Origin of the sequence: Kitasatospora sp. NPDC088861, assembly GCF_044750105.1 — a bacterium.
Lineage (GTDB): Bacteria > Actinomycetota > Actinomycetes > Streptomycetales > Streptomycetaceae > Kitasatospora.
On the sequence record NZ_JBIVJF010000005.1, the window covers coordinates 383,657 to 404,519 of the forward strand.

The following is a 20,863-nucleotide window of genomic DNA, read 5'->3' on the forward strand; positions in this document are numbered from 1 at the left end:
CGCGATGGCGGACGAAGCCCAGCCGGGCCCCCGACGGCCGGGGCCCGCCGACCCTCCGGTCGTGCTCGTCACCGGCGCGTCCTCCGGCATCGGCCTGGCCACGGCCGTCCGCCTGGCCGACGCCGGCTGGCGGACCCTGCTGTCCGGTACGGACGGCGCCCGCCTGGACGAGGTCGCCGCCCGGACCGGCGGCCGCGTCCTGCCCGAGGACCTGAGCAAGCCGGACGGCCCGAGCCGGCTCGCGGAGGCGGCCCTCGCGGAGGCCGGCCGGGTGGACGCGCTGGTCGCCAGTGCGGGCCTGGGGTGGCGCGGACCATTCGCGGACACCCCCTCGGACGTCCTGGACCGGATGATCGAGGTCAACTTCGCCGCCCCGCTGCGGCTGGTCCGCCTGCTCCTGCCGGGCATGCTGGAGCGCCGCCGGGGCCGGATCGTGCTGCTCGGCTCGATGGCCGGCCAGGTCGGCGTGCGCGACGAGTCGGGGTACGCGGCGACCAAGGGCGGGCTGGCGATGTTCGCGGAGAGCCTCTGGTACGAGCTGCGCGGCACCGGGGTGGGGGTGCGCCTGGTGCTGCCGGGCCCGGTGGACACCCCGTTCTTCGACCGGCGCGGCACCCCCTACCAGCGGGAGCGGCCACGGCCCGTCCCGGCGGAGCGGGTCGCCGACACCGTGGTCGCGACCATCACCACCGGGCGCGACCGGCTCTTCGTGCCGCACTGGCTCGGCTTCCCGGCCCGGATCCACGGCGTGGCACCGGGCGTGTTCCGGCGCATGGCCTCCCGCTTCGGGTGAGCCCGGTGAACACGGCCACCCGGGTGCTCGCGACGGCGACCGTGACGGCGGCTGCGGCGGAGTTCGGGCACCTGGCCCCGGCGGCGGTGCGCCTCCCGGCGCTGCGCCGCACGCTGGCCCGCCGAACCGCCGGCCACGGCGCCGACCCGCACCACGTCGCCCTGACCTTCGACGACGGCCCCGACCCGCGCAGCACCCCGGAGATCCTGGACGCGCTGGACGCGCTGGGCGGTGTCCGGGCCACCTTCTTCCTGCTGGGCTCGATGCTGGAGCGCGCCCCCGCCCTCGGCCGGGAGCTGGTGCTGCGCGGCCACGAGGTGGCCGTCCACGGCTGGCACCACCGGCCGCAGTGGTACCCGGCCCCGGCCCGTGACCTGCGCGAACTGCGCCACGCGACCGAGGCGGTGACCGCGCTGTGCGGGGTGCGCCCGCACTGGTACCGCCCGCCGTACGGGGTGCTGACGGCGGGCCCGGCCCTGGCCGCCCGGCGGCTGGGCCTGCGCCCGGTGCTGTGGACGGCCTGGGGCCGGGACTGGACGGCGGAGGCGACCGGGGCCTCCGTCTACGCGACCGCCCGCCCCGGCCTCACCGGCGGCGCGACCCTCCTCCTGCACGACTCCGACTGCACCTCCGCCCCCGACTCCTGGCGGGCCACCCTCGCCGCCCTTCCGCTGATCGCCGGCCACTGCCGCGCCCACTCCCTCACCCTCGGCCCGCTCCGCGACCACGCCGTCCCGGGGGCCGCCCGCGGCTGACGGCATCGCGCCCGCCGCCGAGCGCCGGGCGGACGGCGAAGCCCCGCCTCGACCGAGGCGGGGCTTCGCCGTGTGGCGTTGCTCGGCGTCTTCTAGCGTTCGCAGGCGACGCCGTCGTTGTCGCGGTCCAGGCCGGATCGGTACCCGGGGTCGCCCCGGTGCAGGGGGGCCTTGCCGGCGGCCTTCACCGCGTCGCAGTTCTTGTAGTAGGCGCTGCCGCCGGCACCGCCCTGGGAACCGCCACCCGACGCCCCGTCCGAGTTCGCGTCCGAGCCCCCGCCTGACGTTCCGCCCGACGTTCCGCCCGACGACCCGCCAGTGGAACTGCCGCCGGCGTTGCCCTGGTGGTTCGGGCTGGACGGGTCGTTGCGTTCGTCCGCGTAGAGCGCCGCGTACCGGTCCGCCGGGCACGAAGCCCCCGGCTTCACCAGCTGGAGCGCGGGAGAGGCCGCCGGGTACAGCTTGCTCCCGGGCTGGAGCACGTTCGCGCACACCACCCAGGCGTCGTGGTCGGCGGGCAGCGCTAGGTCCAGGTAGCGGCTGTGCTCCTGGATCCGGTCGGCTGCGACACCGGCCGCCACCAGTAGGGCACGCGCCTCCCCGGCGGTGTGCTGGGCGACGTCGGGCATGACACCCGACACGGCGCTCGGAGTCGGAGTGGGAGTGGGAGTCGCGCTCGGAGTCGGAGTCGCGCTCAGGGCCGGCGTCGGGGACCCGGCGTCGGCCGGGGTGGCCGCCGTCGTGGCCGTAGCCGTAGCCGTAGCCGTAGCGGTCGGAGCCGGAGCGGCGGTCGTCGCCGGGGCCGCGACCGGCTGCGCCTTCTCCGGCTTCGGCCCCGTGATGACGCCCAACCAGAAGAGCGAGCCGATCAGGCAGCAGAAGGTCAGCGCCACCTTGGCGGCGACGTGCAGGCGGCGGGAGCGCCACAGCCAGATCGCGGCGAGCGGCGGTACGAACAGCAGGGTGGCGGCTCGGACGAGCCGGTTGGCCGTGGTGCGGGGCGGTACGGCCTGGGGCCCGGGCGGCCGGTGCGGGTCGGGGGTCACGAGGGGGTTCCTTCGAGCAGGAGTGTGTCCCCGGGGAGAGCGGCACCCCGGGGTGGGTGCTCCGGCCTGGGCTGGACGGCCGCCGCTGCCGGCGGGCGAGGCCGCTGTCCGGGGCCGTCCGGAGGCTTCGGAGAGTGTAAAGGACTCGTATGGAACAGGTATGCGCCAGGTAGCGAACTCCGGCCCCGGCCCCCGCCCGGGTGCACGGCTCCACCCCGGCCGGGACTCCCGTATGGCTCGCCCCGGCGCTCGGCTACGCCAGCCCCACCTGCGCCAGGGCCGCGGTGAACCCGGTGCGCCAGCGCTCCGGGGTGGCGCCGGGGGAGGGGGTGGGCGCTGGGCGGGCGAGGGCGGCGAGGGCGTTGCGGACCACCTCGGCGGGGTGCGCGGAGGCGACGTCGGCGTGGCCGAGTTCCAGCTCGTGCTGGAGGTTGTCGCGGCCGTGGCCCTGGACGACGTCGAGCAGCAGCAGCCGCCGCCCGAGGGCGCGGGCCTCGCTGCAGGTGTCGCCGGAGCTGGTGACGACGAGGTCGGCGGCGGCCATCAGGGCGGGGACCCGGTCGGTGTAGCCGAAGGGGTGCAGGCGCGGCTCCCGGCGGGCGGCGGCCCGCAGCCGCCGTTCCAGTTCCCGGTTGCGCCCGGCGACGGCGAGCACGTGCGGACCGGCGGCGGCGAGCGAGGCGGCGGTGCGGGCGAGCGGCCCGAGCCCCCAGGCGCCGGACATCAGCAGCACGCACCGCCCGCCCGCCGGGACGCCCAGTTCGGCACGCGCCTCGGCCCGGCCGGGCGGCCGGTAGAACGGTTCCCGCAGCGGAGCGGGCAGGACGGTGACGGCGGCGTCCGGCCGGTAGCGGCGCACGGCGCAGGCGGCGACCTCGGAGGTGACCAGGAAGAGGTCGGTGCCCTCCTGCACCCAGAGCCGGTGCGGCGTCACATCGGTGCAGAACACGAAGTGCCGGAAGTCCCGTCGCGGCAGCCGGTTGACGGCCGAGGTGGCGGTGGCGAACACGGAGACCACCAGCTGCGGCCGCTGCGCCGCGACCAGTTGGCGCAGCGCCGGGACGAGCCGGCTGCGGGCGGCCGCGTCGGCGAGCAGCGCGAGCCGGGCGCCGGGCCGCAACGCCGAGAAGTGGAAGGCGTCGTACACGCCGGGCAGGTCGAGCAGCCGCCGGAACACGGCCTCCCCGGCGGCGCCGGAGCGCTGCCCGAGCAGGGCCATCGCGTCGACCGTGTGGGTGGTCCAGCCGCGGGCCCGCAGGGTGTCGGCGCAGGCCTGGGCCATCACGTCGTGGCCCTGGCCTAGGGAGCCGGAGACGAGCAGGGCGTGCGGCATCGGGCGGCCCGCTCAGGAGGCGGCGGAGGCGGCTGCGGTGGCCCGGTACCAGTCGGCGTAACTCCGCACGCCGTCCGCGAAGTTGGTGTGCGGAGACCAGCCGAGCAGGCGCTTGGCCTGGGCGCAGGAGATCCGCCGCCCGGTGTAGTCGGCCTTGCGGCCGTCGATGTGCTCGATCGAGACCGGCCCCAGCAGGTCGTCGACGGTGTCGGCGATGTCGCGCACCGAGACGGCGGTGGAGCCCTCCAGGGCGAAGGTCCGGTCCTCGGCGGCGGGGGACAGGGCCCGGACGTGGGCGTCGGCGAGGTCCTCGACGTAGACGAAGTTGCGGCTCTGCCGCCCGTCGCCGGCGATGGTGATCGGCCGCCCGGTGAGCGCGGCCTGGACGAACCGGGCGACGACCAGCTCGTCGCGCATCCGGGGCCCGTACGGGATGCCGTAGCGCAGGATGGTGAAGTGCTGCCCGTACAGCTCGCGGTAGCTGTGCACCAGCATCTCGGCGGCGAGCTTGGTGGCCACGTAGAGGTGGCCGCTGTGTTCCAGTTCGATCGGCACGTGCTCGTCCAACTCCTGCTCTCCGCCGTCGAGTTGATCGTCGGTGAGAGCGGCGCCGTAGACCCAGACGGTGCTCGCCAGCACGGTGCGGCTCAGTCCGCTGCGCCGGGCGGCCTCCAGGACGGCCTCGGTGCCGTCGATGTTGGTCCGCACGGCCCGCACCGGGTCGGCGGAGACCTGTTCGACGTCGGCCATCGCGGCGAGGTGGTACACCACTTCACTGCCGGCCAACGCGGAGGTGAGGGCCGCGAGGTCGAGGATGTCGAGCCGGGCGTGTTCGGCGTCGGGGTTGAGGTACTTGTCGGTCGTGTCCACCGCGAGGACGTCGTGGCCGGCCGCGATCAGGTGGTCCACGACGTGTGACCCGATGAATCCGCATCCCCCGGTGACGGCTATCCGCACGATCTCTCTCCTTGTCGGGCTCCGTGTCGAGCGCCTTCTCGCACTCCGTGTCGAGCGCCTCGGCGCGCCCGCCTGGTTGGGTCGACCCCGCCCCGGCTATCCGGCGAGTCTCCGGTGCACCGCCGAGACGGCCTCGATGACCTGCTCCGTCTCGTCCCCGGTCATGTCGGAGTGCACCGGCAGGCACACCTGCCGCGCGCAGACGTCCTCGGCGACCGGCAGCGGCCCGCGCCGGTAGGGGGCGAGGACGGGTTGCAGGTGCAGCGGCAGGTCGTACACCTCGCCGGAAAGCCGCACGCCGTACTCCTCGGCGACCGCCCGCTTGAACGCGGCGCGCTCCACCCCGGGCGGCAGCAGCGCCACGTACTTGTAGTAGTTGCCGCGGCAGCCGGACGGTTCGAGCACCGGCTCCAGGCCGTCGAGCCCGGCCAGCGCCTCGTCGTAGCGGCGGGCGACGGCCCGGCGGGTCTCGATGAACTCCTTGAGCCGGCGCAGGTGCACGGCGCCGACGGCCGCGCCGAGCTCGCTCATCCGCCAGGCGTGGCCGAGCCGGACGTGGTGGTTGGTGGTGAAGGAGCCCTTGCCCTGGTCGCGGTAGGTGCGGGCCTCGTCGCGCAGCTCGGGCGACTCGGTGAGGATCAGGCCGCCCTCGCCGCTGGTGGTGACCTTGGTCGGGTAGAACGAGAAGGCCCCGGCCAGGCCGAACGTCCCGGCGCAGCGCCCGTCGAGGCTGCTGCCGTGGGCGTGTGCGGCGTCCTCGACCAGCGGGACGCCGTGCCGGTCGCAGAGCGCGCGCAGCTCCTCGACCCGGGGGGTGATCAGTCCGCCGATGTGGACGAGTACGACGGCTGCGGTATCCGGGGTGAGGGCCGCCTCCAGCGTCTCGGGGGAGAGCGCCAGGGTGGCCGGGTCGACGTCGGTGATCACCGGGCGCCCGCCGGCGTGCAGGACGGCGCCGGCGGTCGCGTAGAAGGTGACGGCCGGTACGACGACGTCGCGGCCCCGGACGTCGACCGTGCGCAGGATCACCTCCAGCGCCGCGGTGCCGCTGCTCACCGCGACGGCGTGCGAGGCGCCGTGCTCGGCGGCGAAGGCCTGCTCCAAGCGCTCGGTCCACGGGCCCAGGGTGAGGGCGCCGGTGGTGAGCATCTCGATCACCGCCTCGGCGACGGCCGCGCGGTCGGATTCGTCGAACACGATGCGGGCGGCTGGAACGCCCATGGGCACCTCCGGCGGCGGGCTGGGGTCAGCACCGATCGGGTCAGATGGGTCCGAACCGTACGAAAAGTGTCGGGCCCGGCACATCACGCTACTTCGCCCGCCGGGCCGCGGCCCGTCGTCGCCGCCCGCCCGGGTGACGATGCCCGGCCCCGTCGCCGCCCTGCCGCTGCCCCGTCACCGCCCCGCCGCCACCGCCCCGTCGCCACCGCCGGGAGTGCGCCCGACCGCTCCCACCACAGCTGATGCGCTTCCGCCGTCCGGGGAGGGGCCGTACTGCGTCCGCAGTACGCAAACGGCCTGCGCAGGGACGACGACGGAGGAGGGGCCGGCCGTCAAGGATGGGTCATGCTGCGGGCGGTCCGCGCCGAAAGGCGCCGGGGCGGCCGCGGTGCGCACTCTGACCGAGATTCGAAGGAGTCCACTCTTCCGTGGCCACGTTCCTGTACCGCCTGGGCCGCTGGGCCTTCGTCCGACGCCGGCTGGTGACCCTGCTCTGGGTGGCCGTGCTGGCGGTCTGCGGAGTCCTGGCGGCCAAGGCGCCCGCCGCACCCGACGACGGCTTCGCGATGCCCGGTACGGAGGCGCAGAAGGCCTTCGACCTGATGAACGAGCGCTTCCCCGGCGGCCACGCCGACGGCGCCTCGGCCCGCCTGGTGTTCGTCGCCCCGTCCGGGCAGAAGATCACCGCCGAGCCCAACCAGCAGGCGGTGGAGCGGACGGTCGCCGAGCTCGCCCACGCCGACGAGGTCTCCGGCGCGGTCAGCCCGTTCAAGGCCAACACCGTCTCCAAGGACGGCACCACCGCGTACGCGACCGTCAGCTACTCCGTGAAGGCGGGCGAGCTGTCCAAGGGCGCCACCGACGCCCTCGAACAGGCCGCCCAGCACGGGCGGGACGCCGGGCTCAAGGTCGAGGTCGGCGGCAACGCGCTGATGGCCAAGCCCGAGGCCGGCGGCAGCAGCGAGATGATCGGCATGGCGCTGTCCGCGGTCGTCCTGGTGATCACCTTCGGCTCACTCGTGGCCGCAGGCCTGCCGCTGCTCACCGCCGTGATCGGGGTCGGCCTCGGCATGGCCCTGATCACCGGGCTCGGCAGCACGCTCGGCCTGTCCTCCACCACCAGCACGCTGGCGATGATGCTGGGACTCGCGGTCGGCATCGACTACGCGGTGTTCATCGTCTCCCGCTACCGGGCCGAGCTCGCCGAGGGCCGCACCCCGCAGGAGGCGGCCGGCCGGGCCGTCGGCACCGCAGGCTCCGCCGTGGTGTTCGCCGGGCTCACCGTGGTGATCGCCCTGGCCGGGCTCTCGGTGGTCGGCATCCCGATGCTCGCCAAGATGGGCATGGCCGCGGCCGGCACGGTGGTCATCGCCGTCCTGGTCGCGCTCACCCTGGTCCCCGCGCTGCTCGGCTTCATCGGCCGCCGGGTGCTGCCCCGCAAGGCCCGCAAGGGCGCCGTCCAGCCGAAGAAGGAGAACGGCGGCTCCCGCTGGGCCAAGTTCGTGCTGCGCCGCCCGCTCGCGGTGCTGCTCGGCGGCGTGATCGGCCTCGGGGTGCTCGCCGCCCCCGCGCTCGACCTGCGGCTCGGCCTGCCCGGGGACGAGTCGAAGCCGACCTCCACCACCCAGCGCCGCGCCTACGACCTGCTGTCCGAGGGCTTCGGCCCCGGCTTCAACGGGCCGCTGACCGTCATGGTCGACGTCAAGGGCACGCCCGACCCGAAGGCCGCCGCGAGCGAGGTCGCCAAGACGGTCTCCGCGCTGCCCGGCGTGGTCTCCGTCACCCCGCCGATGTTCAACAAGGCGGGGGACACCGCCCTGCTGAACGCCGTCCCGTCCACCGGCCCGAGCGCCGCGGAGACCAAGGACCTGGTCCAGGCCATCCGCGGCCACGCCGCCGGCCTCAAGACGGCCACCGGGGCGACGGTCCTGGTCAGCGGCACGACGGCGATGAACATCGACGTCTCGCAGAAGCTCACCGACGCGCTGGTGCCCTACCTCGCGGTGGTCGTCGGCCTCGCCGTCGTCCTGCTGCTGGTGGTGTTCCGCTCGGTGCTCGTCCCGCTGAAGGCGGCGCTCGGCTTCCTGCTCTCGGTGGCCGCCGCGCTCGGCGCGGTCGTCGCGGTCTTCCAGTGGGGCTGGCTGGCCAACCTGATCGGCGTCGAACAGACCGGCCCGGTGATGAGCATGATGCCGATCTTCATGGTCGGCGTGGTCTTCGGCCTCGCCATGGACTACGAGGTGTTCCTGGTCACCCGGATCCGCGAGGGCTTCGTCCACGGCGAGCAGCCCGACGAGGCCATCGTCACCGGCTTCCGGCACAACGCCCGGGTGGTCACCGCCGCCGCGTTCATCATGATCGCCGTCTTCGCGGGCTTCATCGGCATGGGCGAACCGATGATCAAGATGATGGGTCTGGGCCTCGCCGCGGCCGTCGCCTTCGACGCCTTCGTGGTCCGGATGACCATCGTCCCGGCCGTCCTGGCCCTGCTCGGCCGCCACGCCTGGTGGCTGCCGCGCTGGCTGGACCGGCTCATGCCGGACATCGACGTCGAGGGCAGCAAGCTGCAGACCGCCGCCCCCGAACCGGCCCCGGTCCGGGAGTCCGTCGGCGTCTAGGGCCGACCCCCCGCGGACCAGCCGGGGCCCGTCCCGATCCACGGGGCGGGCCCCGGCCCGGACAATGGTTCGATCCCTACCGTTACCGTTGCTGTCGGGGTCCGCCACGCACACGGCGGCCCCCGACCCGGCCCACCCCGCCCGGCAGGGCGCGGTTCGGCACGAACTGGCAGAACCCGGCGAGGGTGCCGCCAGGGCACCCCCGACCCGGAGAGCACCACGATGAGCGACACCTGGCAGCGGCTGCGCCGCGACCACCCCCGGCTGCTCGACGCCGTCGGCGGCGCCGTGCTGATCGCGATGACCGGCATCGGCGTCACCGTCGACCAGACCGGCCACGTCATCTCCTTCAGGCCGCTCAGCGCCACCATCGCGCTGGTCTCCGCCGTCACCGTGTTCGCCCACCGCCGGCACCCGCGGGCAGTGGTCGTCATCACGCTGATCTGCACGATGGCCCTCATCCTCACCACCCCCCGCCTCACCCCCGGGCTGGCCACCCCGCTGCTGCTCGCCCTCTACTTCCTCGCCGTCCGGACCGACCGCGCCACCGCCCTGCGCGCCTCGATCGCCTCCGCCGTCCTGCTCACCGGCACGTCGCTGATCGGCGACGGCGGCGGCCCGATCGGCCAACGGCTCGGTGTCCTCGCCTGGGCCCTGCTGCCCGGCGCCCTCGGCGACTCCATCCGCAACCGCCGCGCCCACCTCGCCGCCATCGAGGAACGCGCCGAACGCGCCGAACGCACCCGCGAGGAGGAGGCCCGCCGCCGGGTCGCCGACGAGCGGATCCGGATCGCCCGCGACCTGCACGACGTCGTCGCCCACCACATCGCCCTCGCCAACGCCCAGGCCGGCATCGCCGTCTACCTCATGGACCGCCACCCCACCCAGGCGCGCGAGGTGCTCAGCCACATCACCGACGCCACCGGCTCCGCGCTCCAGGAGCTGCGCGCCACCGTCGGCCTGCTGCGCCGAGCCGAGGAGCCCGCGCCACTCGAACCGGCCCCCGGCCTCGACCGGCTTCCCGAGCTGATCAACGCCTTCGAACGCACCGGCCTGCCGGTGCGGCTCACCGTCGAGGGCGAGGCTCGCGCGCTCTCGCCCGGCGTGGACCTCACCGCCTACCGGATCGTCCAGGAGTCCCTGACCAACGTCGCCAAGCACGCCCAGGGCGCCGGCGCCGAGATCACCCTCGCCTACAGCGGCAGCCGGGTCGCCGTCAGCGTCGCCAACGGACGCCCGCCGACCAGCGCCCGCCCCCGGCAGGCCCTGCTGCCCCACCCGGCCCCCGGCGAGGGCGGCTTCGGACTGCTCGGCGTGCGCGAACGGGCCGGTGCGGTCGGCGGCCGCCTCACCGCCGACAGCCGGTCCGACGGCGGCTTCCTGGTCACCGCCGAACTTCCGCTGCGCACCGGCGCCCGGGACGACGGCGCCGGTCGCGGTGGCTGTGCCGTACGGGCGGACCGGGCCGGCCGGGAAGACCGTGCCGTTCGAGTAGACAAGGACCACGCATGACCATCCGGGTACTGCTCGCGGACGACCAGGCGCTGCTGCGCGGTGCGTTCCGGGTGCTGATCGACGCCGAGGACGACATGGAGGTGGTCGGCGAGGCCGCCGACGGCCACCAGGCCGTCGAACTCGCCCGCGCCACCCGCCCCGACATCGTCCTGATGGACATCCGCATGCCCGGCGCCGACGGCCTCGGCGCGACGGCCGCCATCTGCGGCGACGAGGAACTGGCCGGCACCCGGGTACTGATCCTCACCACCTTCGAGATCGACGAGTACGTGGCCCAGGCGCTGCGGGCCGGCGCCGGCGGCTTCCTCGGCAAGGGCGCGGACCCGGCGGAACTGCTCGCGGCCGTCCGCGCCGTCGCCGCCGGGGACGCCCTGCTCTCGCCCGCCGCCACCCGGGCCGTCATCGACCAACTCCTCGCCCAGCCCGATCCGGCGGCCGGCGGCACCGCCGAGCGGCTGTCCGTGCTCACCGCGCGCGAGCGCGAGGTGATGTCGATGGCCGCCACCGGCCTCACCAACGAGGAGATCGCCGAGCGGATGTTCGTCAGCCCGTTCACCGTCCGCACCCACGTCCACCGCGCGATGGCCAAGCTGGACGCCCGGGACCGGGCCCAACTCGTCGCGATCGCCTACCAGTCCGGCCTGGTCCCGCCGGGCCGTCCGGCCTGACCGGCGAAGGCCCGCCCGCCGACCCGTCCGCCGGCCCGCCTGCCGATCCGTCCGTCCAACTCGCCTGGTTTGCGGCGGTAGCAGGACTGATCGACCGTCAAACTCCGGCCATATGTCGGTGATCTGAATTCCAGCCTGCCCGAAAACGACCTCCGAACTGGTGTATCAGCGAGTAGTCTGCCGATGACTCAGGATGAGGAGGGTGTTCGTGGAAACCAAGGACACGGCAGGCGAGGTGCGGATTCTCCAGCCGTTGCCCGGGCGCACGGCGGACGGATCGCAGGAGTTCGACCTGCGGTTGACGCGTTTGCTCCGCCTGCTCGGGGCTGAGGCCGCGCACGGGGCGGACTTCCCGAGCGCGGCCCGGTGGGAGGTCCACAAGGCGCTTTCCGGGCGTACCGACCTGCCCGAGGAGTACTTCGAGGCACTGCTGGAGGCGGCGGTCTACGACCCCAACCCGAGCTTCAACCGGCGCTTCGTCGAGCCGGCCCTGCTCGCTTTCGGCCAGCGCCGGGTACGGCTGACCCTGCTCGGCTACCTGCACACCGGCACCGACGCCGAGCGCGCCGGCGCCGCCCGGGCCTGGTACTGGACGTCCCTGTCGGTCGGGGACGGCCGCAGCACGGCCGCCGCCGACGAGGGGTCGACCGTGCGGGACGCCTGGTACGAGGCCGCGCTGCGGGAGTTCGTCGCCAACGAGGACCTGGACGTGCGGCGCTGCATCCTCCCCGGGCTGCCCCTGGTGCCGCGTGCCTACCCGTCGCGGCTGCACGCCCTGGTGGAGGCCGCGGTGGCCATCGCGAGGGCGCACCCCGACGAGTACATCCGGCACCGCGCCGAGGTCCAGGTCGGTCTCTGACCACCCCTGCCCCCGGCCCCGCCATGCCCCGGCCCCGCTGCGCCCCCCGGCGGGGCCGGGCGGCCGCGCACCGGTCCGAACTGGGCCGTCACGGCGCCCCGTCGGCGGCCCCGCCGACCGGGGCGGTCAGCCCGTCTTGACGGTGATCTCGCCGATGTTCGTCCCGAGGTCCAGCTTGTACTGGCCGTTCGGGTCGTTCTGGACGCCGATGTGCTTCTCGCCCAGGTCGGTCGAGGCGGTGACGTGGTAGGAGGCGGTCGGCATGGTCACGTTGATCTCGCCGTTGGAGGTCTTCGCCGTGATGTTCTGGGCCTTGCCGGGGGTGAGCTTGATCCCGCCGTTGTCGGTCTTGGCGCTGACCCGGTCACCCTTGAGCGAGGTGCCCTTGATCTCACCGTTGTTGGTGCGCACGTCGACCGGCCCGGCCACGTCGTCGAGCGTGATGTCGCCGGAGCTGGTGTGCACCGAGACGTCGCCGACCTGGGTGAGCTTGATCCCGCCCGCCGACGTCCCCCCGGTGATCGGCAGCCCCGGCGGCAGCTCGACGGTGTAGTCCACCGAGCAGTTGCGTCCGCAGCCGCCGAGCACCAGTAGGCCGCCGTCCACCCGGGTGCTCGCGCCCGGCTTGCCGCTCCGGTACGTGATGTTGCGGTGGACGGCGGCCTGGGTGGCGCCGGCCTTGCCGCGCACGGTCACCTCCCCGGCGTCGCTGTCCAGGCGGATGCCGGTGATCTTGTCCGTGACGGTGGCGTCGTCGGTGAAGTTGGTCCCGATCGGGTTGCAGGCGCTGAGCACCCCGGCGGAGAGCCCGGCGACCACGAGAGCCCCCGCGAAACGGTGGTACCTGCCCATGTTCGTCCCCCATGTGTCCTGCGCTGCTTGTTGCGCGATAGCCCCTGATGACCGCCCCCGTCCGGAGCCGTCCCGACGACAGTAACCGCACGTGGTGGCCCCGGTCGGTGGTATTAACCCCCCTAAAGCGACTCCAGCCAGCCCCCCGGCGCCGCTCCACCCACCCCCACCTGGGCCTACCCGCGCCCGCCGTCGCCCCCGCCGTCGCCCCGGGATGAATCTGTAGACCGGTCGGTATATTCGTTCCGGGGAGCTGTCAGGGCTTGCGACCCACCGCGCCGTAGATGCTGACGCGGTCGGCGCCGGAGGCGGGGGCGGTGTCGGGGCGCCAGAGGGGGACGGTGGTGATGCCGGGGTCGAGGAGGTCGAGGCCGTCGAAGAAGGCGCGGACCTCGTCCCGGGTGCGGCCGACGAGGGGGGCGGTGGCCTTGTCGTAGATGCCGGTGACGCGGTCGCGGACCTCGGCGGGGATGAAGTCGGCAGTGCCGTGCGAGAGGACGAGGTGGCTGCCGGAGGGGAGCGCGTCCATCAGTGTGTCGACCGCCTGATGGGGCTTGTCCTCGTCGCGCAGGAAGTGCAGGACGGCGGCCAGGACGAGGCCGACCGGTCGGGAGAAGTCGAGGAGCCCCGCGGCCTCGACGACGGCGAGTACGGCGGACGGCTCGCGCAGGTCGGCCTGGAGGACGGCGGTCCGCCCCGGGCCCGTGCCGGACATCAGGGCGCGGGCGTGGCTGAGCACGATCGGGTCGTTGTCGACGTAGACGACCTGCGCCCCGGGATCGGCGGCCTGGGCGATCTCGTGGGTGTTGCCGGCGGTGGGGATGCCGGTGCCGACGTCGAGGAACTGGTCGATGCCGAGGTCGGCGACGCAGCGCACCGCGCGGGTGAGGAAGCCCCGGTTGGCCCGCGCGGTGGAGCGGAACTCCGGATTGGCGGCGAGCGCCTTCTCGGCGGCGGCCCGATCGGCGGGGAAGTTGTCCTTTCCCCCGAGGTAGTAGTCGTACATCCGGGCCGGGTGCGGGATGTCGGGCCGCAGGTCGGCCGGGGTTCCGGCCTCGCCGGACTCCCACAGGTCGTCGTGTCCCACGGCCGCTGCCTCCGTCTGTTGACGATCGGGTGATCTGCTTGCAACTCCCTCGGCGGACAGCCTAAAGCCCAGGTCACGGCCCTGGTGGCGGTTGGTCAGGTCACCCCTGTATGTCCGTTTTCGTCGCCCATCGCGCGCCCCTGGTCGTCCCGGCGGAGGATGGGAGGTCCCGGCGGCGAACCGTTGTCGGGCGACGGAAGCGGAAAGACCGGGGAACAGGAGGTCCGACGCTGTGGTGATCGCTATGGCAGACATCCGCGAATGGCGCGGCCACGCCGTGGTCGACGAGAAGAGCCATCGCATCGGCTCGCTGGAGTCCGTCTACGTGGAGACGGCTACCGACCAGCCGTTCTTCGCCACCGTCGCGGTCGGCCTGGTGACCAGGCGCCGCCTGGTGTTCGTCCCGCTCGACGGGGCGGTCGTCGGGCCGGACTACGTCCAGGTGGCGTTCCCGAAGAACCAGGTCAAGCAGGCGCCGTCGATCGGCACCGACGACGTCCTGCCCGCCGAGGACGAACCGACCGTGTTCGCGCACTACGGGCTCCCGTACGAGACCGGCGCCGGTGGCGAGCGCCGCCTCGCCCGCCGCTGAGCACAGCCGCCGAGCAAAGCGGCTGAACACCGTCGCTGAACCGCCGAACACCCCAGTGCCCCCGCCCGCATCGCCCCGCCCGGGAATGGATACCCCACCGGGTACAGTTGTCAGTCGACAGTCGATGCGAAAGGCGGCCCGGACATGCAGGTGGACGAGGAGTCGGTCGGCGCGGTCCTGAACCGGCTGCGCCGTGCCCAGGGCCAGCTGGCCGGGGTGATCGCGATGATCGAGGCGGGCCGTGACTGCAAGGACGTGGTCACCCAGCTCGCGGCGGTCTCGCGCGCCCTGGACCGGGCCGGGTTCAAGATCGTGGCCAGCGGCATGCGCCAGTGCATGGCCGCCTCCGACGAGGACACCCCGCCGATGAGCGAGGCCGAGCTGGAGAAGCTGTTCCTCGCCCTGGCATAAGCCAAGAAGTCAAGAAGCCGAGAAGCGCAGAAGCCGAGAGGCGCAGCAGCGCCGGAGGGCCGCGACGGATCCCGTCGCGGCCCTCCCGGCCCCCCGGCCCCCGGCCCCCCGGCCCCCGGCCCCCCGGCCCCCGGCCCCCGGCGTCTCCGCCGAGAATTCCCGCCGCCCGCCATGGAGTTCCCGAACCGCCCGATGGGCCGTCACACGCCGTTCACGTCCCGGTCGCTGACTTTCGGATGAATGAGGGCCGCCCACAGTTGTACAGCCAACTGCCGGGCCCTCCCTTCCCCAGCCTCCGTGACCAGCCGCGCGCGGACCCGGCGCCGACCCCCGGCGGACCGGGCCCCGGGCGGCGGACAGGACAACCGTGGCCGCAGGCAGCGCCCTGACCCTCACCTCCTCCGCCAACCCCACCGAAGGCGACCGGCTCACCTTCCACTGGACGACCGACGCCCCCGACGCCAAGAACTGGGTCGGCGTGTACGACGGCGACCGCCAGCCCGGCAACGGCGGCTCCCTCCTCTGGAAGTACGTCCCGGGCACCTCCGGCGACCTCCAGCTCGACACCTCCGCGCTGACCGGCGGCCCCTACACCGCCTACCTGCTCGCCAAGGACGGCTACGGCGTCCTCGCCCGGACGGCCCCGTTCAGCTTCCGCGCCAAGCCGGCCGTCGTCCGCCCGCACAGCGCCGTGGACGCCCTCACCACCGCGCCCGTCGCCCCCGGCGCGGCGGTCTCCGTCAAGCTCGGCGGCCTCTGGTCCCGCCCGGTCGGCAACCCGGCGGGGACCGCCGTCTTCCGCAAGGTCAGCGGGCCGTCCTGGCTGAACGTCACCGCCGACGGCACGCTCACCGGCACCGCGCCCGCGGCGGGCAAGAGCCCCGAGCTGGCCGTCGTCGGCGTCAAGGACAGCGCGGGTGCCGTCGACACCGTCACCGTCCTCATCCCCGTGGTCGACCCCGCCGCGCCGCCGCGCCTCAAGGCCGCCAGCTGGAACCTGCACGACGCCGGCGCCGGGTACACCGACGCCCTGGAGAAGCAGCTGCGGGTCGTCCTCACCCAGGGCCTGGACGTCCTCGCCCTCCAGGAGACCGCCGGTGAGCGGGCGAAGACCCTGGCCGACGCGCTCGGCTGGTACGCCTACCAGAGCCCCGGCAGCGTCGGCATCCTGAGCCGCTACCCGCTCGCCGACGTCACCCCGCCGACCGCCGACCTGCCCGCCGCCGGGGCCACCGTGCAGCTCCCCGGCGGCCGGACCGTCCGCTTCTGGACCGCGCACCTCGACGAGGCCGGCTACGGCCCGTACGCGCTCCAGGACGGTCGGACGGCCGCCCAGGCGGAGGCCGCCGAGACCGCCTCGCTCCGCCTGAAGCAGGCCAAGGCCCTGGCCGCCGCGGTGCGTGCGGACATCGCCCGGCGCACCCCGGTGGTGCTCGCCGGCGCCCTCTCCTCGCCGTCCCACCTGGACTGGACGGCCGCCACCGCCGCCGCGCACGGCGGCGTCGGGGTGCTCAACTGGCCCGTCAGCGTGGCCCTTCAGGGCGCGGGGCTGACCGACACCTTCCGCGAGGAGCACCGCGACCCGGTCAGGTTCCCGGGCGCGACCTGGTCGCCCACCCGCAAGCAGCGCGGCGCCAAGCCCGAGCCGCAGGACCGCATCGACTACGTCCAGTACGCCGGCCCGCTGAAGCTGGTCGAGGCGCACACCCTGGTCGCCGACTGGCCGCAGCCCGAGCCGAACACCGCCGCCAACGAGTGGCCCTCCGACACCGCCGCCGCCGTCGCCACTTTCCAGCTCTGAGAGGCCAGTTCGTGATGTCCGAGCTCTCCCGCCGCACCTTCGTCGGCGCCACCGCGGCCGTCGGCGCCACCGCCCTGACCGGATTGGGCGCCGCCCCCGCCGAGGCAGCCCCCGCCGCCGCCCCTGCCGCCTCCGGCCGGCTGACGGGCACCATCAAGGACGTCAAGCACGTCGTCGTGCTGATGCAGGAGAACCGCAGCTTCGACCACTACTTCGGCACGCTCAGCGGCGTCCGCGGCTTCGGCGACAAGCAGGCGCTCCAATTCCCGGACGGCGCCGACGTGTTCCGCCAGCCGGACAGCCGTCGCAGCGACGGCGGCGCCATGCTGCCGTACCGGATGGACACCTCGAAGTACAACGCGCAGAACGCCGGCGGCCTGCCCCACGACTGGGCGACCGGCCACCAGGCGATCAACAACGGCGCGATGAACAAGTGGATCGCCGCCAAGGGCGAGCGCACCATGGGCTACTTCACCCGGGACGACATCCCCTACCAGTACGCCCTGGCCGACGCGTTCACCCTCTGCGACGCCTACTTCACCTCCCTCGCCGGCCCGACCGACCCCAACCGGCTCTACCTCTGGACGGGCACCTCCGGTCCCGGCCGCGACGGCACCACCGGGCCCTGGATCGACAACACCCCGGTCACCGACAACCCCGTCGCCGACTGGACCACCTACGCCGAGCGCCTGGAACAGGCCGGCGTCAGCTGGCGGGTCTACCACAACCCCAGCAAGGACGACCGCACCGGCGACTACGACGACAACGCCCTCTCCTACTTCAAGCAGTTCCACAACTTCCCTCCCACCGACCCGCGTTACATCAACGCGATGACCAAGTTCGACCCGGCCGCCTTCGACCGCCACTGCAAGGACGGCACCCTGCCGACCATCTCCTGGCTGGTCGCCCCCTACCTCTTCTCCGAGCACCCGGAGGCCGGCCCGGCGTACGGGGCGCACTGGGTCGACCAGGCCCTCCAGTCGCTGATGTCCAACCCGGCCGTGTGGCAGCACACCGTCTTCCTGGTCATGTACGACGAGAACGACGGCTACTTCGACCACATGGTCCCGCCCACCCCCGAGCCCGGCACCCCCGAGGAGTTCACCCAGGGCCGCGCCATCGGCCTCGGCAACCGCGTCCCGCTGTGGGTCGTCTCGCCCTGGTCGCGCGGCGGTTGGGTCAACTCCCAGGTCTTCGACCACACTTCCGTGCTGCGCTTCATGGAGCTGGTCACGGGCGTCGCCGAGCCGAACATCTCGGCCTGGCGCCGGTCCGTCTGCGGTGACCTCACCAGCTGCTTCGACTTCGCCGCGCCGAACCCGTCCGTCCCGTCGCTGCCCGACACCACGGCCCTGATGGCCAGGGCCGACGCGGGCACCAAGCTGCCCGGCGTCGCCCTCCCGGCGGTCGGAGCCCAGGCGATGCCCGTCCAGGAGCGCGGCGAGCGCCCGCACCGCCCGCTGCCCTACCAGCCGTGGGCCGACGTGGAGGTGGACCGCAAGACCGGCAAGGTCACCTGCACGATGAGCAACGACGGTTCGGTGGCCTTCCCGTACACCGTCTACCCGAACATCGCGCTGCCCTTCGCGGGCACCCCGTACACCGTCGCCCCCGGCGCCACCGCCCGGTACGTCTGGGACGCCGCCGCCACCAACGGCCGCTACGACTTCACCGTCCACGGCCCGGACGGCTTCGTCCGCCGCTTCGCCGGCACCGTGGTCCGGGACGGGCAGGACGGCCAGAACGACATCGGCGTACCGATCGTCACCGCCGACCTGCACGGCAGCGTGCGGCTCACCTTGCAGGTGGCCAACGACGGCATGACCGACGTCTCCTTCACCGCCGCGCCCAACGACTTCGCCGGCACCGCGCAGACCGTCCGGGTCAAGCCCGGGCAGCAGGCGAACCTGTCCTGGCCGCTGGACAAGCAGGGCCGCTACGACGTCGTCGTCACCGCCCACACCGGCCTGCGCTTCGTACAGCGCTACGCGGGCTGGGTGCACTGACCCGGTGGCGGGCGGGCCGCGGGCCGGGGGCGCCGAACCGGTGACCCCCGGCCGTGGCTCGGCCGTCCGGGCGGGGCCCGGGGCTACCGTCGGGCGCATGCAGAAGATCACCACCTTCCTCTGGTTCGACGACCAGGCCGAAGCGGCCGCCACCTTCTACACCTCGCTCTTCCCCAACTCCCGCATCACGCAGGTCACCCGCTACCCCGAGACCGGCCCCGGCGGAGCAGGCTCGGTCATGACCGTCGCCTTCGAACTCGCCGGGCGGGAGTACGCGGCCCTCAACGGCGGCCCCGAGTTCCACTTCACCGAGGCCATGTCGCTGCAGGTGGAGTGCGACGGCCAGCAGGAGGTCGACGAGCTCTGGGCCAAGCTCACCGCCGACGGCGGCCAGGCGGGCCCGTGCGGCTGGCTCAAGGACCGCTTCGGCCTCTCCTGGCAGATCACCCCGCGCGTCCTGCTCGACCTGATCGCCGACGAGGACCGGGCCAAGGCCGGCCGGGTGATGGCGACGATGATGCGGATGCAGAAGATCGAGGTCCAGCCGCTGCTCGACGCGGCCAGGGGCTGACGCGATGGCCGCGCCCGCCCTCCGCAGCACCCTCTACCTGCGCGCCACCCCCGAGCGGGTCTGGCACGCCCTCACCAACGCCGACGAGTCCGGCCTCTACTGGGGCCACCTCAACGTCTCCACCTGGCTGCCCGGCGCGCCCTGGGAGCACCAGCGCGCCGACGGCTCCGGGACGGCCGACGCGATCGGCGTCGTCGAGGCCGCCGACCGCCCGCACCGGCTGGTCACCACCTGGGCGGCGCCCGGGGAGCGGCGCCCGGGCGGTCCCTCCAAGGTCACCTTCGAACTCCGGGGCTGGCACGACCTCACCCGGCTCACCGTCACCCACGACCAGCTGGCCGACGAGGCCGAGCGGGCGGACGTCGAGCGGGGCTGGTCGGCGGTGCTGTCCAACCTGAAGACCTACCTGGAGACCGGCCACCCGCTCCCGCAGGAACCCTGGTCGATGCCCTGAGCCCCCAAGCCCCCCAAGCCCCCGCCCCCCGGAGTCCGACGCGGGCTCAGCGCCCGGCCCGCACCGCCGGGCGCGCCCGCTCGCCCCGGACGAACCGGCGCAGCCCGGCGAACCGCGAGAACCGCTCCCGGCTCGCCACCGAGGCCCGGTCCAGCTCCTCCATCAGCCGCCGGCTGCGGTGCTCCAGGTCCAGTTCGTCCAGGATCCGGTCCACCTCGGCCAGTATCGAACCGTGCAACTGCCACGCCTCGGGGTGCTCCCGCACCTTCTGCAGCAGCACCTGGGCGACGTTCTCCCGGCAGGTCCAGGCCGCGGCCAGCTCGGCGGTCAGCCGCCGCTCCGCCTCCTCGGCGCTGCGGCTCACCTGGGTGGTGACCAGCACCGCGAAGCTGACCATGGCCCCGCCGACGTGCGCCAGCAGTTCCTCCAGGCCCACCGCGACGTCCGGCGGGAACAGCCGCTCGCCGGGCGCGCGCCGCTTGGCCAGGTCGGTCAGCGAGCGCGCCAGCACCCGGATCACCACCACGCAGATCTCCAGGGTGTCCAGCCCGGTGCGCAGCACCAGCCGGGACAGCAGCCCGTCGTTGATCCGCGGATTGAGCCGCAGGCTGTCCTCCGCCTGGCGCAGTGCCACGTCCACGTCGGCGATGGCGTGGTCGAGCCGGCGGGCCTCGTGCAGCTGCTCGGCGGCCCGGGCGACCGGGGTCGGACGGCCCAACTGCTCGGCGATGTCCAGCAGCAGCTGGCGGGCCCGCCGGGCGAGGTCCTCGATCGATTCCCCGGCGGTGTCCACCCAGACCGGCGGGGCGAACAGCAGGTTGAACAGCAGGCCGACGGCGGCGCCGATCAGTGTCTCCAGCACCCGGTCCCAGGCCTGCGAGGCGAGCCCGCTGACGCCGAGGATCAGCATGGCGCTGATCGCGACCTCCTGGACGAACTCCTCGACCCGGACGAACCGGCCGACGACCAGCGAGGCCAGGATGATCAGCCCGAGGCTCCACCAGGAGAGCCCCACCACGGCGCTGAAGCCGGTCGCGATCAGCACGCCGACCACCACCGAGTTGACCCGGCGGATGCTGGTCTTGAGCGTCGAGTAGACGGTGACCTGCACCACCAGCAGCGCGGTCAGCGGGGCCGTCAGCGGGGCCGGCTCGCTGCTGAGCCGGGTGGCCACCGCGAAGGCGAGGGTGGCGGCCACGGTGGCCCGCACGGTCTGGACGACGAAGGGTTCTCGGGCACCGCGGCGGATCAGGGCCGTGAGGGACTCCGGGAGAAGGGCCATGTCGCCCTTCTTTCCCCGTGGTCGCCCTTCACACCGCCGAGC

The 20,863-nt window shown here is 73.9% G+C and carries 19 protein-coding genes; 12 read left to right on the forward strand and 7 right to left on the reverse strand.

Translation table 11 applies throughout. The annotated features are described in order from the left end of the window. The first annotated feature begins 61 nt into the window (after positions 1-61). Positions 62-793 carry an SDR family oxidoreductase gene (locus ACIP37_RS12935; RefSeq protein ID WP_244293554.1) on the forward strand — a complete coding sequence of 244 codons (732 nt, stop codon included), beginning with the start codon at positions 62-64 and terminating at the stop codon, positions 791-793. A 5-nt stretch (positions 794-798) separates the two neighbouring features. Next, the gene (locus tag ACIP37_RS12940; protein WP_400805782.1) at positions 799-1,548 is read left to right on the forward strand and encodes a polysaccharide deacetylase family protein; all 750 of its coding nucleotides are present in this window, start codon (positions 799-801) and stop codon (positions 1,546-1,548) included. Positions 1,549-1,640: 92 nt separating this feature from the next. Here ACIP37_RS12940 and ACIP37_RS12945 read toward each other — a convergent pair whose 3' ends face one another. The 4 genes from ACIP37_RS12945 to ACIP37_RS12960 form a co-directional block, all read right to left on the reverse strand. Next, the gene (locus ACIP37_RS12945) at positions 1,641-2,594 is read right to left on the reverse strand and encodes an excalibur calcium-binding domain-containing protein (RefSeq protein WP_363582569.1); all 954 of its coding nucleotides are present in this window, start codon (positions 2,592-2,594) and stop codon (positions 1,641-1,643) included. A 253-nt stretch (positions 2,595-2,847) separates the two neighbouring features. Then, positions 2,848-3,927 carry a hypothetical protein gene (locus tag ACIP37_RS12950; protein WP_363632655.1) on the reverse strand — a complete coding sequence of 360 codons (1,080 nt, stop codon included), beginning with the start codon at positions 3,925-3,927 and terminating at the stop codon, positions 2,848-2,850. A gap of 12 nt (positions 3,928-3,939) precedes the next feature. Continuing rightward, on the reverse strand, positions 3,940-4,884 hold the full coding sequence (locus ACIP37_RS12955) for an NAD-dependent epimerase/dehydratase family protein (protein WP_400805779.1): 945 nt from the start codon (positions 4,882-4,884) through the stop codon (positions 3,940-3,942). Between the two features lie 96 nt (positions 4,885-4,980). Next, positions 4,981-6,105 carry a DegT/DnrJ/EryC1/StrS family aminotransferase gene (locus ACIP37_RS12960; protein WP_400843765.1) on the reverse strand — a complete coding sequence of 375 codons (1,125 nt, stop codon included), beginning with the start codon at positions 6,103-6,105 and terminating at the stop codon, positions 4,981-4,983. A gap of 428 nt (positions 6,106-6,533) precedes the next feature. Here ACIP37_RS12960 and ACIP37_RS12965 point away from each other — a divergent pair, with 428 nt between their 5' ends. From ACIP37_RS12965 to ACIP37_RS12980, 4 genes are all read left to right on the forward strand, one after another. Further along, positions 6,534-8,723 carry an MMPL family transporter gene (locus ACIP37_RS12965; RefSeq protein ID WP_363582577.1) on the forward strand — a complete coding sequence of 730 codons (2,190 nt, stop codon included), beginning with the start codon at positions 6,534-6,536 and terminating at the stop codon, positions 8,721-8,723. 222 nt (positions 8,724-8,945) lie between these two features. Further along, positions 8,946-10,235, forward strand: a complete 1,290-nt coding sequence (locus tag ACIP37_RS12970; protein ID WP_400843768.1) for a sensor histidine kinase — start codon at positions 8,946-8,948, stop codon at positions 10,233-10,235. Then, positions 10,232-10,906, forward strand: a complete 675-nt coding sequence (locus ACIP37_RS12975) for a response regulator transcription factor (protein ID WP_363582581.1) — start codon at positions 10,232-10,234, stop codon at positions 10,904-10,906. Before ACIP37_RS12970 ends, ACIP37_RS12975 begins: the two co-directional genes overlap by 4 nt. A gap of 208 nt (positions 10,907-11,114) precedes the next feature. Continuing rightward, complete coding sequence (locus ACIP37_RS12980) at positions 11,115-11,765, forward strand: hypothetical protein (protein ID WP_363582583.1); 651 nt, start codon at positions 11,115-11,117, stop codon at positions 11,763-11,765. 126 nt (positions 11,766-11,891) lie between these two features. Here the strand turns inward: ACIP37_RS12980 and ACIP37_RS12985 are convergent, their stop codons facing one another. Together ACIP37_RS12985 and ACIP37_RS12990 are read right to left on the reverse strand one after the other, a co-directional pair. Next, entirely contained in the window at positions 11,892-12,617 is a 726-nt protein-coding gene (locus ACIP37_RS12985) for a DUF4097 family beta strand repeat-containing protein (RefSeq protein ID WP_400805770.1), read from the reverse strand. A 256-nt stretch (positions 12,618-12,873) separates the two neighbouring features. After that, a complete protein-coding gene (locus ACIP37_RS12990) occupies positions 12,874-13,704 on the reverse strand; it encodes an SAM-dependent methyltransferase (protein WP_363582587.1) in 831 nt (276 codons plus the stop codon). Between the two features lie 244 nt (positions 13,705-13,948). Here ACIP37_RS12990 and ACIP37_RS12995 point away from each other — a divergent pair, with 244 nt between their 5' ends. From ACIP37_RS12995 to ACIP37_RS13020, 6 genes are all read left to right on the forward strand, one after another. Continuing rightward, complete coding sequence (locus ACIP37_RS12995; protein ID WP_400805768.1) at positions 13,949-14,296, forward strand: PRC-barrel domain-containing protein; 348 nt, start codon at positions 13,949-13,951, stop codon at positions 14,294-14,296. A 144-nt stretch (positions 14,297-14,440) separates the two neighbouring features. Then, positions 14,441-14,707: a metal-sensitive transcriptional regulator gene (locus ACIP37_RS13000; RefSeq protein ID WP_363582589.1), complete on the forward strand. Its 267-nt coding sequence runs from the start codon at positions 14,441-14,443 to the stop codon at positions 14,705-14,707. A gap of 367 nt (positions 14,708-15,074) precedes the next feature. Further along, the gene (locus tag ACIP37_RS13005; RefSeq protein ID WP_363582591.1) at positions 15,075-16,508 is read left to right on the forward strand and encodes an endonuclease/exonuclease/phosphatase family protein; all 1,434 of its coding nucleotides are present in this window, start codon (positions 15,075-15,077) and stop codon (positions 16,506-16,508) included. 14 nt (positions 16,509-16,522) lie between these two features. Further along, positions 16,523-18,514, forward strand: a complete 1,992-nt coding sequence (locus ACIP37_RS13010) for a phosphocholine-specific phospholipase C (RefSeq protein ID WP_363582593.1) — start codon at positions 16,523-16,525, stop codon at positions 18,512-18,514. Between the two features lie 97 nt (positions 18,515-18,611). Continuing rightward, the gene (locus ACIP37_RS13015) at positions 18,612-19,085 is read left to right on the forward strand and encodes a VOC family protein (protein ID WP_363582595.1); all 474 of its coding nucleotides are present in this window, start codon (positions 18,612-18,614) and stop codon (positions 19,083-19,085) included. Between the two features lie 4 nt (positions 19,086-19,089). Then, entirely contained in the window at positions 19,090-19,539 is a 450-nt protein-coding gene (locus ACIP37_RS13020; protein WP_400805766.1) for an SRPBCC domain-containing protein, read from the forward strand. 46 nt (positions 19,540-19,585) lie between these two features. On the opposite strand, the gene ACIP37_RS13025 is transcribed toward ACIP37_RS13020, so the two are convergent. Next, positions 19,586-20,821, reverse strand: a complete 1,236-nt coding sequence (locus ACIP37_RS13025) for an aromatic acid exporter family protein (protein ID WP_363374742.1) — start codon at positions 20,819-20,821, stop codon at positions 19,586-19,588. Between the last annotated feature and the right edge of the window lie 42 nt (positions 20,822-20,863).

What these genes read in the sequence shown, in the direction of transcription:
- ACIP37_RS12950 (WP_363632655.1), bottom strand. Translation starts at nt 3,927, where the DNA reads ATGCCGCACGCCCTGCTCGTCTCCGGCTCCCTAGGCCAGGGCCACGAC.
- ACIP37_RS12960 (WP_400843765.1), bottom strand. Translation starts at nt 6,105, where the DNA reads ATGGGCGTTCCAGCCGCCCGCATCGTGTTCGACGAATCCGACCGCGCG.
- ACIP37_RS12970 (WP_400843768.1), top strand. Translation starts at nt 8,946, where the DNA reads ATGAGCGACACCTGGCAGCGGCTGCGCCGCGACCACCCCCGGCTGCTC.
- ACIP37_RS12975 (WP_363582581.1), top strand. Translation starts at nt 10,232, where the DNA reads ATGACCATCCGGGTACTGCTCGCGGACGACCAGGCGCTGCTGCGCGGT.
- ACIP37_RS12985 (WP_400805770.1), bottom strand. Translation starts at nt 12,617, where the DNA reads ATGGGCAGGTACCACCGTTTCGCGGGGGCTCTCGTGGTCGCCGGGCTC.
- ACIP37_RS12995 (WP_400805768.1), top strand. Translation starts at nt 13,949, where the DNA reads ATGGCAGACATCCGCGAATGGCGCGGCCACGCCGTGGTCGACGAGAAG.
- ACIP37_RS13000 (WP_363582589.1), top strand. Translation starts at nt 14,441, where the DNA reads ATGCAGGTGGACGAGGAGTCGGTCGGCGCGGTCCTGAACCGGCTGCGC.
- ACIP37_RS13010 (WP_363582593.1), top strand. Translation starts at nt 16,523, where the DNA reads ATGTCCGAGCTCTCCCGCCGCACCTTCGTCGGCGCCACCGCGGCCGTC.
- ACIP37_RS13015 (WP_363582595.1), top strand. Translation starts at nt 18,612, where the DNA reads ATGCAGAAGATCACCACCTTCCTCTGGTTCGACGACCAGGCCGAAGCG.
- ACIP37_RS13020 (WP_400805766.1), top strand. Translation starts at nt 19,090, where the DNA reads ATGGCCGCGCCCGCCCTCCGCAGCACCCTCTACCTGCGCGCCACCCCC.
- ACIP37_RS13025 (WP_363374742.1), bottom strand. Translation starts at nt 20,821, where the DNA reads ATGGCCCTTCTCCCGGAGTCCCTCACGGCCCTGATCCGCCGCGGTGCC.